12 protein-coding genes are annotated in these 15,276 nt (G+C 48.4%); 5 read left to right on the top strand and 7 right to left on the bottom strand.

Annotated elements, in window-relative coordinates; genetic code table 11:
* Positions 1-265: 265 nt before the first annotated feature.
* The 6 genes from ACFVQB_RS31565 to ACFVQB_RS31590 all read right to left on the bottom strand — a co-directional run bounded on the left by ACFVQB_RS31565 (position 266) and on the right by ACFVQB_RS31590 (position 6,549).
* Positions 266-1,024 (bottom strand): nucleoside phosphorylase, encoded by a 759-nt coding sequence (locus ACFVQB_RS31565; protein ID WP_379448799.1) that lies wholly within the window; start codon positions 1,022-1,024, stop codon positions 266-268.
* 1 nt (position 1,025) lies between these two features.
* Complete coding sequence (locus ACFVQB_RS31570; RefSeq protein WP_053779836.1) at positions 1,026-1,697, bottom strand: sulfite oxidase-like oxidoreductase; 672 nt, start codon at positions 1,695-1,697, stop codon at positions 1,026-1,028.
* 46 nt (positions 1,698-1,743) lie between these two features.
* A complete protein-coding gene (locus ACFVQB_RS31575; protein ID WP_076290669.1) occupies positions 1,744-2,667 on the bottom strand; it encodes an ABC transporter permease in 924 nt (307 codons plus the stop codon).
* Complete coding sequence (locus tag ACFVQB_RS31580; protein WP_024632283.1) at positions 2,651-3,718, bottom strand: ABC transporter permease; 1,068 nt, start codon at positions 3,716-3,718, stop codon at positions 2,651-2,653. The genes ACFVQB_RS31575 and ACFVQB_RS31580 overlap by 17 nt, the downstream gene beginning before the upstream one ends.
* Positions 3,715-5,214, bottom strand: a complete 1,500-nt coding sequence (locus ACFVQB_RS31585; protein ID WP_379448805.1) for an ABC transporter ATP-binding protein — start codon at positions 5,212-5,214, stop codon at positions 3,715-3,717. Before ACFVQB_RS31585 ends, ACFVQB_RS31580 begins: the two co-directional genes overlap by 4 nt.
* A gap of 303 nt (positions 5,215-5,517) precedes the next feature.
* Positions 5,518-6,549 carry a BMP family lipoprotein gene (locus ACFVQB_RS31590; protein WP_379448808.1) on the bottom strand — a complete coding sequence of 344 codons (1,032 nt, stop codon included), beginning with the start codon at positions 6,547-6,549 and terminating at the stop codon, positions 5,518-5,520.
* A gap of 502 nt (positions 6,550-7,051) precedes the next feature.
* On the opposite strand from ACFVQB_RS31590, the gene ACFVQB_RS31595 reads away from it, so the two are divergent.
* The 5 genes from ACFVQB_RS31595 to ACFVQB_RS31615 all read left to right on the top strand — a co-directional run bounded on the left by ACFVQB_RS31595 (position 7,052) and on the right by ACFVQB_RS31615 (position 14,891).
* Positions 7,052-8,698, top strand: coding sequence for an ABC transporter substrate-binding protein (locus tag ACFVQB_RS31595; protein WP_379448810.1), 1,647 nt, complete (start codon positions 7,052-7,054; stop codon positions 8,696-8,698).
* A gap of 82 nt (positions 8,699-8,780) precedes the next feature.
* Positions 8,781-10,181, top strand: a complete 1,401-nt coding sequence (locus ACFVQB_RS31600; protein ID WP_379449019.1) for a M20/M25/M40 family metallo-hydrolase — start codon at positions 8,781-8,783, stop codon at positions 10,179-10,181.
* A 313-nt stretch (positions 10,182-10,494) separates the two neighbouring features.
* The gene (locus ACFVQB_RS31605; protein ID WP_379448813.1) at positions 10,495-11,934 is read left to right on the top strand and encodes a hypothetical protein; all 1,440 of its coding nucleotides are present in this window, start codon (positions 10,495-10,497) and stop codon (positions 11,932-11,934) included.
* A gap of 239 nt (positions 11,935-12,173) precedes the next feature.
* The gene (locus tag ACFVQB_RS31610; protein WP_379448815.1) at positions 12,174-12,806 is read left to right on the top strand and encodes a DUF5317 domain-containing protein; all 633 of its coding nucleotides are present in this window, start codon (positions 12,174-12,176) and stop codon (positions 12,804-12,806) included.
* A 252-nt stretch (positions 12,807-13,058) separates the two neighbouring features.
* Positions 13,059-14,891 carry a bifunctional diguanylate cyclase/phosphohydrolase gene (locus ACFVQB_RS31615; protein ID WP_379448819.1) on the top strand — a complete coding sequence of 611 codons (1,833 nt, stop codon included), beginning with the start codon at positions 13,059-13,061 and terminating at the stop codon, positions 14,889-14,891.
* A 131-nt stretch (positions 14,892-15,022) separates the two neighbouring features.
* Here the strand turns inward: ACFVQB_RS31615 and ACFVQB_RS31620 are convergent, their stop codons facing one another.
* Positions 15,023-15,190 (bottom strand): hypothetical protein, encoded by a 168-nt coding sequence (locus tag ACFVQB_RS31620; RefSeq protein WP_167301679.1) that lies wholly within the window; start codon positions 15,188-15,190, stop codon positions 15,023-15,025.
* Positions 15,191-15,276 lie beyond the last annotated feature (86 nt).

The raw sequence follows: 15,276 nt of genomic DNA on the forward strand, positions 1-15,276 counted from the left end.
TTAATTTTAATTGTGCCTGTTGTTGATCTGTGAAACATTTTATTGTCATCTCAATCCTACCACCGCTCATGTTTTCTTCATTATAAACAAAAAAATCCCTATAAGATGACCTTTTTCAAAGTGTCTATCTTATAGGGTACATTTTAGGTCATGTTCATGACCTTATGGGACGCCCTCTTTATATAGTCCACCTCAGATGGATATCATTGAAGTGTTTTGCTTTTTACCAGCAGCATTATCACAAAATGCCCTGATGATCTCAGCTTTACGCCTGATCCTGGCGAGCGAGTGCAGCCAATGCGCGCAGTGCCGCTTCGATCTCACGCTCAACTGCATCAGCTACCGCATTTGTGTGCGGATCATACTCGGCAGCCAGGTCGCTGTCAGCGAAACCGTCGATAGCAACAATGGCTCCGGCACGAGCGCCGCGCAGTGTACTGACAATGTAGAGTGCGGCAATTTCCATCTCAGCAGCAAGAGCACCCGCCTGCTTGTACTTGCGGTGGGGAATCTCTTCAACGCCTGTGAAGAATGCATCCAGCGTAACGGTAATGCCCACGCCAACTTTACCCGCACTTGAAGCTTTCGCTCCACTTGCATGCTCACGAGTCGCCTCGATTAACGCTTGCGTAACGCCCAGGTCAGCGACCGCAGGGAAACCATCCGGTACGAGCTGACGTGTCAGCCCGTCCGTACGTACAGCGGCCGTGCTGACGATTACGCTGCCCGCAGGATAATCCGCAGTATACGAGCCCGCTGTACCTACACGAATCATGGTCGTTACCCCTGCCCGGATCAGTTCTTCGAAGCAGACGGCTGCTCCGGGTGAACCTACGCCATGGCTGACCACGGCCATTTGTACACCTTCATACAGTCCTACAAACGTGCGATATTCCCGGCTGAATGCCAGTTCTCTCGTCTGCTCCAGCTTGCGGGAAATCTTCTCCGCACGTGCCGGATCACCACAGACAATGGCATATGCAGGCATATCTTCGGAATGAATTTGCAAAATAGGCATCAACATCTTAATCAAACTCCTTCTTCGTCCATTCGTCTTCCGGAATCGGAATATCTTCACCAGAGAAGCGCTGCTCCTTGAACGGATCGGCAAAATGATGGAAACCATTGACTTCCCAGAAGCCATTGCGGTCTTCTTTCATGAATTCCAAACCTCGTATCCACTTCGCGCTCTTCCAGAAGTAGAGTTGTGGAACAACCAAGCGCAACGGATAACCATGCTTCGGTGTGAGCGGCTCACCATTAAATTTAAAAGCAAGCAGTACATCGTCATGCATCAGTTCTTCGAGCGGAACGTTCGTTTCATAGTCATGATCCGCATGGATCATGACGTATTTTGCTTCCGGTTTCACACCAAGAAGCTTGATGAAATCCGAGAATCGGATACCTTCCCACGGTGTGTCGAACTTCGACCAGCGAGTTACGCAATGAATGTCGCTCACCGTGTTCACTTGAGGCATCGCCTGAAGCTCGGCAAAGGAGAACACCTTCTCCTCTTCAACCTCGCCGAACACTTTCAAATCCCAGGTCGAGAGGTCGTATTCCGGCACTTCACCTTCATGCAGAATCGGGAATTTCTCGGTCAGTACCTGCCCTGGCGGCAGCCGGTCTCCGTGCTCAGCACCCGCTTTGGGTGCCGGGCTTTTCGTTTTTTTCAGACGTTCAGCCTTATTATGCAAGCGTGATTCCTCCTTCTTTATATGCTTCCAGCATAACATTCAGGAATTAACGCGAGCTTCCGCCCGCTTTCAGTGCGTCTTGTGCATACGTACGGTCCTTGAAGAAGAACATCGCCACCAGTGTCACAATATACGGCAGCATCATGGTAAAGTGAGTTGGCAGCGCAAAGCCTTGCAGTCGGATACTAAGAGCTTCCATGAATCCAAACAGCACGCTGGACCCCATAACGCCAAGCGGATTCGCTTGACCCAGCATGGTTGCTACCAATGCGATAAAGCCACGACCAGCGGTCATGCCCTCGGTAAACATCGTAACCTGGCCGAGCGATAGCTGTGCACCCGCCAGGGCGCACAATACGCCGCACATCAGAACTGCACCATATTGAATACCGCGCACCTTGATGCCGATACTTTGTGCCGCTACCGGATTCTCGCCAACCGAACGAAGACGGAAACCGGAGACACTTTTGAACAGATAAAACTGCAAGGCAATTACGATAATAATTCCGAGATACACGAGCGGGCTATGCCCTGAGATGACATCGCCTACCCACGGAATGTCCTTAATAAGAGGGATATCCCATTTGGGGAGTCCTACCATATCCTTGTCGTAGTAAGCACCTTTTACATCAAAAATCGCTCGCAGCGCAAAAGTCGTCAGTCCTGTCGCCAGAAAGTTAAGCGAGATCCCGACCACAATGGCGTTGGCCTTCAGATTAATACTGATAAAGGCAAATAGCGCAGAGAACAACATGACGATCACAATCGAGAATAGTACGGCCAACAGTACATTGCCGAACAGATAGTTACCAACAATAGCGGAGAAAGCACCGATCAGTACAAGTCCTTCCAGACCCACGTTGAACAGACCGACACGAGAGCATAAAGCCCCACCGAGCGCTGCAAGCAGAATCGGCGTCATAATCCGCAGAGTAGAGCCAAACATGGCTGCATCAAACAGTTGTTGCATTGGACTTTTTCTCCTTTCTCCGCTTCAGGAATGAATATCCGATCTGAGCCGATACAAATAACGTCAACACCGCTTGGATGACACTGCCGACTTCCAGCGGCACATCTGTATTCCGTTCCATCCCCATGGCACCTGTCTGCAACGCTGCAAGCAGGATTGCCGCCACAGCCGTTCCTAGCGGATGCGAGCGGGCAAGCAATGTCGCCATAATGCCGCTCCATGCATAACTTGCGGATGACAACGATCCATCAAGGAAACGGTACTGTGTACCCAGCACTTCCCCTGCACCCGCAAGACCTGCAAGTCCACCACTGATGATCATCGACAGCATCATCATGCGAATGCGGCGTACGCCGCCATACGTTGCAAACGAAGGGTTGCTACCCAGCATGCGGATCTCATAACCGGTTACCGTCTTGTGTGTGAACCAGTAGATGAGAATCGCCGCCACGATGGCAATGATGAAGCCGGCATGCAGTCCCATACCCTGGAACAGCTTCGGCAGCCAGACACTTTGATCAATCATCGGTGTCTGCGCCATTGCCGCGGATCCAGTGCGGTCTTTAAACGGATAGGATACCATGTATCCTCCAAAATAAATCGCAATATAGTTGAGCAGCAGCGTTGTGATCAACAGATTCATGCCAAAGCGGGCATCCAGCCAGCCTGCAAACAGCGACCAGACTCCACCGGCAATAATTCCCGCCACAATGGCTGCAATACAGACAAACCAGCCTGGACCCGGCAGGTAGAGCGCCGTCAGCGCGGCGCTAAGTCCGCCGAGAACCATCTGTCCTTCAGCACCCATGTTGAAAAATCCGGCGCGGAACGCCAGTGCTACGCCCAGCCCCGCGAGAATAATGGGCGTCGAACGTGCCAAGGTGTTGGTGAAGAAGTAGAAGTTGCCGAAGGCCCCTTTCCACATCTCCGCATACGTATCCACCACAGACCCGCCAACGACCAGAATGGCTACAGCACCTGCCAGCAAACCGATGAATACGGCAAGCAGCGGCTGTACGAGTCCGCGAAGTGTTTCTTTTACCCGATTCATATCCGCTCTTTCCCTCCTGCCATCAACAAGCTGATCTGTTCTTCTGTTGCTTCATCTGCCTTCAGTTCCCCGGCGATTCCGCCTTCATACATGACAATGATTCGATCAGATAATTGCAAAATCTCGGACAATTCGGAGGAAACCAGCAGAATACCCGCACCCTCATTCCGTTTGCGCAGCAATTCGGCATGAATGGTTTCCATCGCTCCGATGTCTACACCCCGCGTAGGTTCAGCCGCAATCAGAAACGGCGTATCCTGGGCAAATTCACGAGCAGCAATCAGCTTCTGCAAGTTACCACCGGAAAGAAATTGTGCCTTCGTTTCCGCAGAACCGGTTTTGATACTGAACTGCTTGATCCAGTTCTCCACCATGGTCCGTGCTGCCTTCGCTTTAATGATACCGCGTGATTGAAGCCGGTGATGATGGCCCATCAGTCCATTTTCACGAACACTCGCATCCTTAGCTGCTCCCCACATATAGCGGTCTTCCGGGATATGGGCAAGTCCATGCTCCCGAATTCGCCGCACTGGCCAATTGGTTGTATCCTGCCCTGACAGCAGGACGCGGCCGCTATCTGCTTTGCGCAGTCCCGCAATGATCTGAATCAGTTCAGATTGCCCGTTTCCGGAAATACCCGCAATTCCAACAACCTCGCCTTTTCGAACTTGCAAATGGATATCCTTGAGCGCAGAACGATCCTCTGCCCCTGACAGATTGACCGCTTCCACCTGAAGCACATCTTCTCCCGGAACGGATGGCTGCTTGTCCATGCGAACCAGCTCGCGTCCTACCATCAGGCGGGACAGTTCCTCTACATTTGTGTCCTTCGCTTCCAACGTACCTGTCACCTGACCATCACGAAGAACCGTGATCCGGTCTGCCACATCCATGACTTCCTGCAGCTTGTGCGTGATTAATACAAAGGTCTTGCCCAGCTTGGCAAGGGATTTCATATTCGCGAGCAGTTCTTTCACTTCCAGCGGTGTCAGTACCGCTGAAGGTTCATCCAATATAATGATATCTGCGCCCTGATGCAGCACTTTGAGAATTTCAACTCGCTGCTGCATGCCCAGAGGGCATTCAAATACTTTTTTCCACGGATCAACTGGCATGCCATACGTTCTGCCCAATTCATTCACCTGGGCCGCTGCCTGTTTGCGGTCAAATACTCCTGCCGCAGACGGTTCACGGCCAATCACGATATTCTCGGCAACCGTAAAGGAAGGAAACAGCATGAAATGCTGATGCACCATGCCGATACCACTTGCCATGGCCTGAGACGGAGTTGCGAAGCTGACCTCGCGTCCACGAACTTTGATTGTGCCTGATGTCGGTTGCTCCATTCCATACAACATGCGCATCAGGGTTGTTTTACCAGCGCCGTTCTCACCCACGAGGGCATGAATCTCTCCTTCTCGCAAATTAAAACGGATGTCCCGGTTAGCGGTGAAGCCGCCGTATTTCTTCGTAATCTGCTCCATCTCCAACAGCATATCTCGCGTTCTCTCCTCTCGGTCTATATACGTTCAACTAAAGCATATTTACACTAGCCACTACGATGACAGAACAACCTTCCGATCGCTGTTATCCCCAGATTTTTTTATTTTTTTCTCCAAAGGGGAAAATCCGGGGATAAAGGCGAACACTGCGCTTCTCCAGGTTTTTTCTGTCCTCTACGTTCTCGTGTAAATGTTTAGTTGAACATATATAGTTCATTGTAATAGCAGCAAAACCGGCTGCCTGATCGGGCAGCCGGCTGATCAACTCAATCACTCAATCCTATCGAACAAAGAATACTACTGTTGCAATGGATCTTTCACAACGATTTTGCCGGATACGATATCATCCTTGATCGCTTTAACCTTGTCGATAACCTCTTGTCCAACAAAAGCATTCAATGGAGATTCGCTGTCACGTGTTACATACGTCAAGCCTACGCCATCTTCTTTCAAGCCGTAGTTCACAGCGCCTGCTTTGAAGTTTCCTTCTACAAAATCCTTCACTGTCTGATAAGCAACCGTGTCGGTTGACTTCAATTGAGACAGTACAATATGCTCCGGATCTTCAACGGTACGGTCTGTATCCTGACCGGAAGTATAGAAGCCTTTTTCCTTCGCAGCTTCGAACACGCCCAGATCGCCTACAGCAGATGCTCCAGCGATGAAGTCAGCACCTTTGCCGAATTGCACCAGCGCCAGCTCTTTTGCTTTGGCCGGGTCATTGAATCCACCAACGTAGTTCACGAGGAATTCCGCTTTCGGGTTAACCGATTCCAGACCGGCTTTGAAACCTTCTGTATATTTCTTGATCAATGGAACGTCCATCGCGGCAATCATGCCGACTTTGTCTGTTTTCGTAGACAGTCCGGCAGCTGCACCAAGCAGGTACGCTCCTTCATATTCATGGAAACCAACGCTACGAACGTTAGGCAGATCAACCGTTGTGTCCACAATAGCAAAGGACTTGTCCGGGTTTTCAGCAGCCACTTTTTTCAATGCATCTTCTGCCTGGAAGGTTGCTGTAATAATCAGATCATAGTTCTCAGCAACTGCAGCACGCAGGTTTTGCTCAAATGCTGCCGGGTCAGTCGATTCAATCGTTTTGGTATCTACCTTGAATTCCTCGCCTGCTTTTTTGAAACCTTCATCCATCTGTACGAAGAACGGGTTAACCCCGATTTTTTCAGGAAGTACAAGCGCCATGCGCAGTGATTTCTCACTGTCGCCACCTTGGGCCGATTGTTCGTCTTTGGAACCAGAATTTCCACAAGCCGCCAGTAAAATAGCCAACATGATGATCGATAAGACGAACGATAAACCTCTTTTCATTTTGAAAATTCCCCTTTTCACAATTCTTTTTTTATAATCCTAGCGGATACTGTCGATCCTTGTCAATAAATCTTTGAGCGTATACACTAATTGGAATATAATGGCTGATTTGCTTTCTACCAAGCTCTGGAAACCGCTCAATATCAAGCTTTATTTCATTAACATCCAGGACGTCCCCATGCTAATTCAGTCCAATTATTCTATTCATATAGGATTTGTCAGAATTATAACCCAAAGCTGATTATTTTCCAACCCATTTTAAGAAGGCTTTTCATTTGAAAAAAATCACACCAGATCACACTGGCCTCGTTGAGACATGTACTGATATATAATTTTTCAATAATGGTATAAGTTGTTTCTATTAAACACCAAGGCATCGATAAGGTATGATTTAATCCCAAGTAATTCAATTGAAATAATCAAATAATAACATGCAGGCATCATGGCCAAGGTTGCGGATAAGCAGCACATGTTTGTCTGAAAAGGGGAATGGGGGATTTTCATGCACACACGGATACGCTGGATACGCCGGACTTCGATCATTTTAACATTGGTTTTGTTGTTATCAGCCTGCTCGAACGGTGGTCAGGGAACCACTGCGAACAGTCCTACAGATGCATCTGCGACATCGGGCAGCGCGACAGACAAAGGAGGAGACGTCACGTACGCACTCGCCACCTCGCCGGATACGTTGGACCCGGCACGAAGCGGGCTTGCCGTTGCAATCCGCGTTTACCGGACGATCTTCGAGAATCTGGTGGTGAAAACTAATGATGGCACGATCAAGCCTTGGCTTGCCACGGAATGGAAAGAGTCGGAAGATCACAAAACGTATACGTTTAAACTGCGTGAGGGAGTGACGTTCCATGATGGCACGCCATTCAATGCCGAAGCGGTGAAATTCAGCTTGGACCGGATTCTGGACCCAATCACCAAAGCTGGCAACTCGGCGGCATTAATCGTTCCTTACGAAAGCTCCGAAGTAATCGATGAATATACGATCCAGTTGAATTTGTCCGAACCTTCACGTGCATTCCTCGGCAATTTAAGCCAAGCGGCGCTGAGTATCGTATCTCCAACCGCAGTGGAAAAATACAGCGAACAGTTCGGTAAGCATCCTGTCGGTACAGGACCGTTCAAATTCGTCAAATGGGACGAGAATGTGCAGATTCAGGTGGAACGTAATGCTGACTACACCTGGGCTCCCGAAACGGTTGAAAATAAAGGCAAACCTTATTTAAACACGCTCACGTTCAAAATCATCCCAGAAGAAGCTACGCGCGTGGGCAGCTTGCAAAGCGAGCAGGTGACGGCCATCGAGACGGTACCGCCGCAAAATGTGCTGACACTGGAGAAGCAACCCGGCTTTCAACTGCTGAAAGTTAACACGCCAGGACTTCCGTATACGCTTTTCATTAATCAGAAAAAAGAACCGTGGAACGAATTGAAGGCGCGGCAGGCGTTACAATACGGCATTGATGTTGGTTCAATTGTGAAAACACTCTATTTGGGCATCTATGAACAAGCCTGGTCTGCGGTGACGCCTTCCATATTGGGTTACGATGCTTCGCTGGAGAACGCAATCCAGCCGGATCAGGCGAAAGCAGCACAATTGCTGGATGAAATCGGTTGGAAAGCTGGCGCGGACGGCATCCGAGAAAAGAATGGACAGAAGCTTACCTTGCATTACGTAGACGGATCGCCGAACCGGGAAAAGCGGAACGACATTGCGGCAATGATCCAGCAGCAGCTCAAAAAAATTGGCGTGCAGGTCGAAGTCGAAATAACACAAGATGTCAGTACCCTTGTGTTCACGAATGGGGACTATGACATCTACGGCAACAGTCAGGTCAAGGATGACCCGCAAGCATTGATTCCGTTCTACCATACGGCTGCTCCGGGAGCAAGGGCTACCCTGTCCAATCTTTCCAGTCCTGAAGTCGACGAGTGGTTACAGCAAGGAGCAGTTGAATTTGACGATACCAAGCGTGCTGAAATATACGGCAAGGTGCTTAGATACATTCATGATAATGCCATTATTATCCCGATATACATTTTCCCATATGTTGTTGGAGCTAGTGAAAAACTGAAAGGATTGCAATTTGATTACTTGGGGTATCCGATTTTCAATGATGTCTATGTCGAGTAAATATTTTTCGGCTGATGGAGGAATGAACCGTTACCTCACACCAACGGCATGAACGAAGCGGATGAAGTCTTACACAGAAAGGATGAGAAGCTTGGTCAACGATGTGGATTCATTCATTTCCCGGAACGAAAAATATTATTTGGAACGATTGTTCAGGCTGCTGCGCCAACCCAGTATCAGCACGCAAAATATCGGCATGGCAGAATGCGCCTCTCTGGTGCAAGAGTTGTTCTCTGACTGCGGCATAGAAAACCGTCGTTACGAAACGGAAGGGCATCCCATCATTTATGGAGAGTGGCTCCACCCTGACAATGAAACGACCGTGCTTATCTATGGTCATTATGATGTGCAACCTCCCGATCCATTGGATGAATGGGAGAGTGACCCTTTCGAGCCCGAGATTCGAAACGGTCGCATCTATGCCCGTGGAGCGGGCGACAACAAAGGGCAATTCGTTGCAAGCATACTCGGCGCCAAGACGTACCTGGATATCCATGGACGACTGCCCGTAAATGTCAAATGGATCATCGAGGGAGAAGAAGAAGCCGGGAGCCGTCATCTGGCCACTTTCGTGGAGCAACATCGTGCGCTTCTGCAAACAGACCTGGTCTATACGACAGACGGTTCTTCCCATGAGTCGGGAGCACAGTCTATCCTGCTCGGCGTGCGAGGTGCCTTGGGAGTAGAACTGGTGGCCCAAGAAGCGCGATGGGACAATCATTCGGGCAACCTTGGCAATATCGTGCCCAATCCGGTATGGCGATTGACCGAGTTGCTGCACACGATGCGTAAGGGACACCAGGTGACGATTGATGGGTTTTACGATGGCGTGAGGCCACCGACGCCGCATGAAGAACAAATCCTGCGCCGAATCCCTTACGATCTGGAAGGGATTCGGCGCAAAAGTGGTTATGATGCGCTGGATATCGATAGTGATACATATCATCGCAGACTAATGTTCGAACCGACGCTGAATGTCTCCGGATTGTTCAGCGGTCATACGGGCAAAGGAGGACGGTCGATCATTCCGGCGCGGGCCACGGCCCGGCTGGACATTCGTCTTGTTGCAGGACAGGACCCTGATCAGGTATACGAAGCGCTCGCTAACCATGTGCGAAAACACGATGCAAGCATTACGTTAATACGCAAAGGCTCAGTCCCTGCTTCAAGGACTTCCGCGGACCATCCAGCTGTGCTTGCCATTGCCAAGGCTTTGGAGCAATCAACTGGACGACGTCCTGTCATTCAGCCCAGCCTGGGAGGCACGCTGCCAGACTATGTGTGGACCCGGATTTTGAACGCGCCTTCCGTTATTGTTCCGTATGCAAATTACGACCAAAACAATCATGGTCCGAATGAGAATATAGAGATCAGTTACTTTTTCAGGGCAATCCGCAGTACCTGTTACGTGTTAGAGCAACTGTCACGTGTTACGTTCAACGAACAGTCGGGACAATCAGCTCATACCAGCACGGTTAAATAAATCAACGAGAGCGCAAGTGAAAGGGAGAGACATAGCCTGGAAGCTTGCGTTTTTGTTATGTATGTGTTAGGAAAAGCATTATGAAGTTCGACTGCATGATCAGGAAAACGTACATTGCCGGAATATGAGTTTGTCGGGATATTCTGTTCCTTGCATGCCAAAAGATTATCATCAAATGATCTAGTTTTTTCCCGTTGACATCCAGAGCTGCTCCATGCTAAAGTCAATCCAATTATTATATTCAGATAGGATTTGTCAGAATTTAAGCGCAATCTTCTTTATTTTCCAATCATATTTTGAGGAGGCTATTCATTTGAAAAAAATCACCCAGATCACATTGGCCGCTCTGCTTGCCGCTCCAGTTACACTCGGCAGCCTCAGCTTGCCTGCTTCGGCATCCGCAGCATCCGCCACTCCAGCCGGACAAACTACGCAAGCAGTTAAAGGACCGGTAGCACAAGCTCCTTCAGTCTATACCGAGAGTGCGACCGATTACGCCCAATTCCTGCAAGCCAAATACAATATCCAATTGCCGAAGCAGTTAACGAAAGGTGACTTCATCAAGACGATTGCTGCCATTCTTGAAGCCGATCAAGCTGCTCCCGCTACAGATGAGGCAAGTGACAGTGAAGTTAAGGCCCCAGCCTTTACTGATCTGAACTCGAATGATTCCGCGTATAAAGCTGCCGTTTCCTTATATACCAATGGCATCCTATCCGGTACGGAAGTGCGTGCCAATGACAAACTGAGCACTTATGCCGCTGTCTTCATCGCCGTCAAAGCAGCCGGATTCAAAGAGCTGGCCTATACATATCCTGAAGACAAAACAGCAAAGGCACTTGCGAAACTGGGCATTAGCCCAGGCCGCGTTCAGGGACAAGCCGCGCAGGAACTGGCCGCTGCCATTGATACAGGTCTGATCCCGGAAAGTCTGTACCCCGCTCTCCGTAAGGGTGGCGAAGCAAGTTCTGATTTTGCCAACATTTTGCTTGGACGGGTATTAACCAGTCAGGGTAAATATAAAAATGAAATTGGCCGTTCCGGCGACGCTGACATTTACTCCAAATTGTACGCTGCCTATCGCACTGCTGATTTAATAGAAGCACCAGAACTTCGGACTATTGTGGATCAAGCTCTGCGGAATGATCTCGTCACAGGTTACAATTTAAAGGACAGTCGCTTCGATTCCAACTTCATCGATGAACTGACTTTAACTTACGGACATGATGATATTAAACACGCGGTGCAGTTAATTGGACTGTTGCGCAGTGAAGGCATCGATGCCGACGTGCAGTTCCAGCCGAAGACATCTGCCTTCATTTATTTGAAGGAATGGGGAGAGCCCAAAGAAACACCAGATTACAAAGTAACCCAGATCGAGAATGGCAACTACATTGCCTACGCCAAAGAATATGACATTCAGTTTGAGTTCAATAACACAGCGGACAAAGCCCGCTTCAACGACATTATATTGAAGTATGCCAAAAAGAATAGCGATGACACCTCTGCATTGATCCATGCTTCCTGGTGGCAGCCGCTGTATTATTCGCCTACTGCTCTCGCGGAATATCCGGTCATTGCCAACAATAAAATTTCGCTTGGCAACTATTACGCACAATCCTTCTCCCTTAAGGAGAACTCCAAGGCTATTCAGGAAGGATTCCGTAAGCTGGCCCCTGATGCGGACATATCCAGTTACACCTTCTGGGTTGACCACCCGTTCTTCAATTATCTGAATGGGGAATCGGAATAAACTGAACATTTGCCAAGTGCATTAAAGCTCGTATTTTGACACAATATAAAGCCGTCTTTACCGAACTTTACAATGGATTCGACCCATTGGTTCGTAAAGACGGTTTTTTGTTTATTTTTTTGCAAATTTCTTCTCAAATAAATATTTTTCATTGCAGGATTTACCAGTAAAAGGTCGAATAACATAGGTACACAAACACGCAATCACATTTACACATATCTGTAAGACAGGAGTTAATCATGGTATACGACGGCATTCTTCTCGGCTTGATCGTTGGACTGTTCCGTGGAGGATTTCGGTATGGTCTCCACCAATTTGCAGCACTCAAGCTGCGAGGCGGATGGATTTTTCCGCTGTTGCTTCTGGTCCAGTTCTTCATCTTTTTCTTGCAGGAAAGGCTTGATTGGGTTGCATCCATCAACGGCTACCTCTTTGCTGCCGTTTATGTCACAGGTCTGGCATTTTTGTGGCTCAATCGACATCATAAGGGTTTTACGCTGATCTGGATTGGTGTCTTTCTCAACTTCATCGTCATGGTGGTGAACGGTGGGCGTATGCCGGTTTCCGTGGAAGCCTCTGCTGTCCTCGGTCCCTATTATGTGGACATGCTGCGCGAAGGCGGAGCGGTATCGAAGCACTATATGATGGATGCTTCTACACATCTTTCATTCCTAGGTGATATCATCCCGCTATCCAGTCCTTATCCGCGGACCCAGGTGATCAGCATCGGCGATGTGGTCATGAACATTGGCATATTCCTGTTTATCCAGTACATGATGGTGAATCGAACCGGAGAAGCTTTGCAGCCAGTGAATTCCATCAGGCCAGAAGAGATTCGGACAGACTCCAAGGAAGGGAGGTCTTTTCCATGAAAAAATTCGAAGGCATTAAATATTCTCGTCTCGTCATCAACGCAATCATCGTAGCTTCTGTCGTTGTTGCATTGACTTCGGGATACAAGCTGGGCGGCTAGTACATAACTCGCCAACCATGACAAACAGGCTGCCAGCGGCCTGTTTTTTCTTTCTGGATTTTTGGGAGGTAACTTGTTATGTTATACATCAATATAGAACAAGCCGATATATTCACATCAAGAGCAGACTAAACCAAGCAGGAGAATTTTTATGAACTTTATTCGTAACCTCATCCATAAAGCAGATCGGAGCAGCATGTATGTTGTGTTGCTTAGCTGCGCCGGCATCGGTATTTTTCTGTATATGAACAAGTGGTCTTATCTCCATCTATCCTCTGATGAATGGGTAATGGTATACACGATGCTCGGGGCAGCGCTGATTTTGGATTACTTCACATTTCAAATTCCGCCCAAAGGCAATCAGCAATCCATGGACTCTTCCGTGTACCTCGCCTGTATCTTCATGTTTGGTGGTGCATTCAGTCTGTCTGTACTGCTGCCCGTTTCCCTCATTCTGTTAATCAAGGATCGCAAACTCACTTGGTGGAAACACATCGTCAATTTCAGCATTTACAGCCTTATGATTGCTGGAGCGGCTTATGTATTCACTTGGACTGGAGGAATTCCGGGAGCACTGGATGGATATAACCTGCTGCCCTATTTTGCGGCACTTGCAGCCTACTTCATCATTAATACAATCACGCTTGGCCTGTTTTTTCATTTTTCAACAAAGGATGCATTACAGCAGATGAAGCGTGTGTTCGTTACCGAATCACTGCTCGTCTATTTATGTACATTGATTTTGGCGCTTGTGCTGACCATTCTGGTTGTGCATAACGGTGTTCTCGGCCTGCTGCTCTACCTCAGTCTTAGCATTCTGCTATCGCATGCGTTCAAACAGCTGTTTGTGATGTATCAAAGTATTGAGGAAAAGGCCAATACGGATCAACGCACAGGCTTGTTTAACCACAGTCATTTTGAAAGTATGTTGGAGAGCGAGCTTGGTAACGCCCGTTCACAGGGAACCCCGCTTTCGCTGGGACTCATCGATATTGATGATTTCAAAAAGTATAACGACCGCTTCGGTCATCTCCAGGGTGACAGCCTGCTGGCTCTTCTTGGAGACTTCCTCAGTCGGAAGACGGAAGGTACTCAGGTCACCGCCTTTCGTTATGGCGGAGAAGAGTTCACCCTGCTTATGCCGGGCATGGATCTGGATGAGGCTTATGCGTTCATGAACAAGCTGCGCAAGCAGCTGAACGACACACCTTTTGAAGGAGTTGAAGTGTTTCCGCACGGTTGTCTCTCCTTCTCCGCAGGTGTTGCGCGTTATGAAGTCGATATGTACAACAAGTCACAACTTGTGGATCAGGCGGACAAAGCACTGTATTATGCCAAAAAGCAGGGCAAAAACAATGTGCATCGCCACGGCAGCAATGACGGCATGGAGCAGGAGATTGATCTGGTGCAGGATGTGCGCGACATTGAGCAGCAGCTCAACTTGTTCAGATATAAGGATATGGATACATTCAAACATTCCAAACGCGTATATAAGTATGCCCTCGATTTAAGTGAGTTGCTGGAACTCGACAATGTGGAGAAGCGGAATTTTGTACTGGGCGCACTGATTCATGATATCGGAAAGCTCGAAATTCCGTGGTCCATTCTGAATAAGAAAGAAAAGCTTACCGCTGATGAATGGGAAACGATCAAGGGCCACGTCACCTGGGGCAAAAAAATGGCCATGACGAACGAACGTTTTGCCGATCTCATTCCCTATATCGAATTGCATCATGAACGGTATGACGGGGCAGGCTATCCTTATGGTCTGAAAGGCTGTGAGATTCCAAGGTTGTGCCGGATGCTCACGGTGATTGATTCCTTTGACGCAATGACGACAGAGCGGCCATATCAGGAAACGAAAAATGTGGATGAAGCGATCAAGGAACTGCAGATGTGCTCCGGTTCCCAGTTTGATCCCGAGCTAGCCGAGCTGTTTATCCGATATATTCAGAAACGAACGGTGCAGCAACAACTGGTGTAACTCCCTCAGAGATTCCCCTTATAATAAAGCCAAAAGCGCTACCCCCGGCCTGATCGGGGATAGCGCCATTTTCATGTTCATCATAGAATAAATCATGCACTAGACCACTTCATTCTTGTGCAGATTTTGCGTTATCGAGTGGTGTTCAGTTCGTGTGAAGTCTGATGCAGCTCTTTAATCATCTGCTGCAAAAACATGTTATCCTGACGACTGATTCCGTGCTGATTGTCTTGAAGAAGCATTTGATGAATGTTCTTCTTAAGCAACTCGCTGCGACGTTCCAATACCTCTTGATTCATGTTGTTGCGTTCACTCCTTAACATCTTTTGTAATGAATTTGTGTTCTATATAAGTATAGAGGACCTTCTCCGATAGTGAAAATGGA

Origin of the sequence: Paenibacillus sp. NPDC057886 (assembly GCF_042796655.1) — a bacterium.
Taxonomy (GTDB): domain Bacteria; phylum Bacillota; class Bacilli; order Paenibacillales; family Paenibacillaceae; genus Paenibacillus.

Excerpts from the sequence above, each read along its gene's own strand:
- ACFVQB_RS31595 (WP_379448810.1), top strand. The coding sequence starts at position 7,052 with ATGCACACACGGATACGCTGGATACGCCGGACTTCGATCATTTTAACA.
- ACFVQB_RS31575 (WP_076290669.1), bottom strand. The coding sequence starts at position 2,667 with ATGCAACAACTGTTTGATGCAGCCATGTTTGGCTCTACTCTGCGGATT.
- ACFVQB_RS31600 (WP_379449019.1), top strand. The coding sequence starts at position 8,781 with ATGAGAAGCTTGGTCAACGATGTGGATTCATTCATTTCCCGGAACGAA.
- ACFVQB_RS31620 (WP_167301679.1), bottom strand. The coding sequence starts at position 15,190 with ATGAATCAAGAGGTATTGGAACGTCGCAGCGAGTTGCTTAAGAAGAAC.
- ACFVQB_RS31610 (WP_379448815.1), top strand. The coding sequence starts at position 12,174 with ATGGTATACGACGGCATTCTTCTCGGCTTGATCGTTGGACTGTTCCGT.
- ACFVQB_RS31615 (WP_379448819.1), top strand. The coding sequence starts at position 13,059 with ATGAACTTTATTCGTAACCTCATCCATAAAGCAGATCGGAGCAGCATG.
- ACFVQB_RS31590 (WP_379448808.1), bottom strand. The coding sequence starts at position 6,549 with ATGAAAAGAGGTTTATCGTTCGTCTTATCGATCATCATGTTGGCTATT.
- ACFVQB_RS31580 (WP_024632283.1), bottom strand. The coding sequence starts at position 3,718 with ATGAATCGGGTAAAAGAAACACTTCGCGGACTCGTACAGCCGCTGCTT.
- ACFVQB_RS31565 (WP_379448799.1), bottom strand. The coding sequence starts at position 1,024 with ATGTTGATGCCTATTTTGCAAATTCATTCCGAAGATATGCCTGCATAT.
- ACFVQB_RS31585 (WP_379448805.1), bottom strand. The coding sequence starts at position 5,214 with ATGCTGTTGGAGATGGAGCAGATTACGAAGAAATACGGCGGCTTCACC.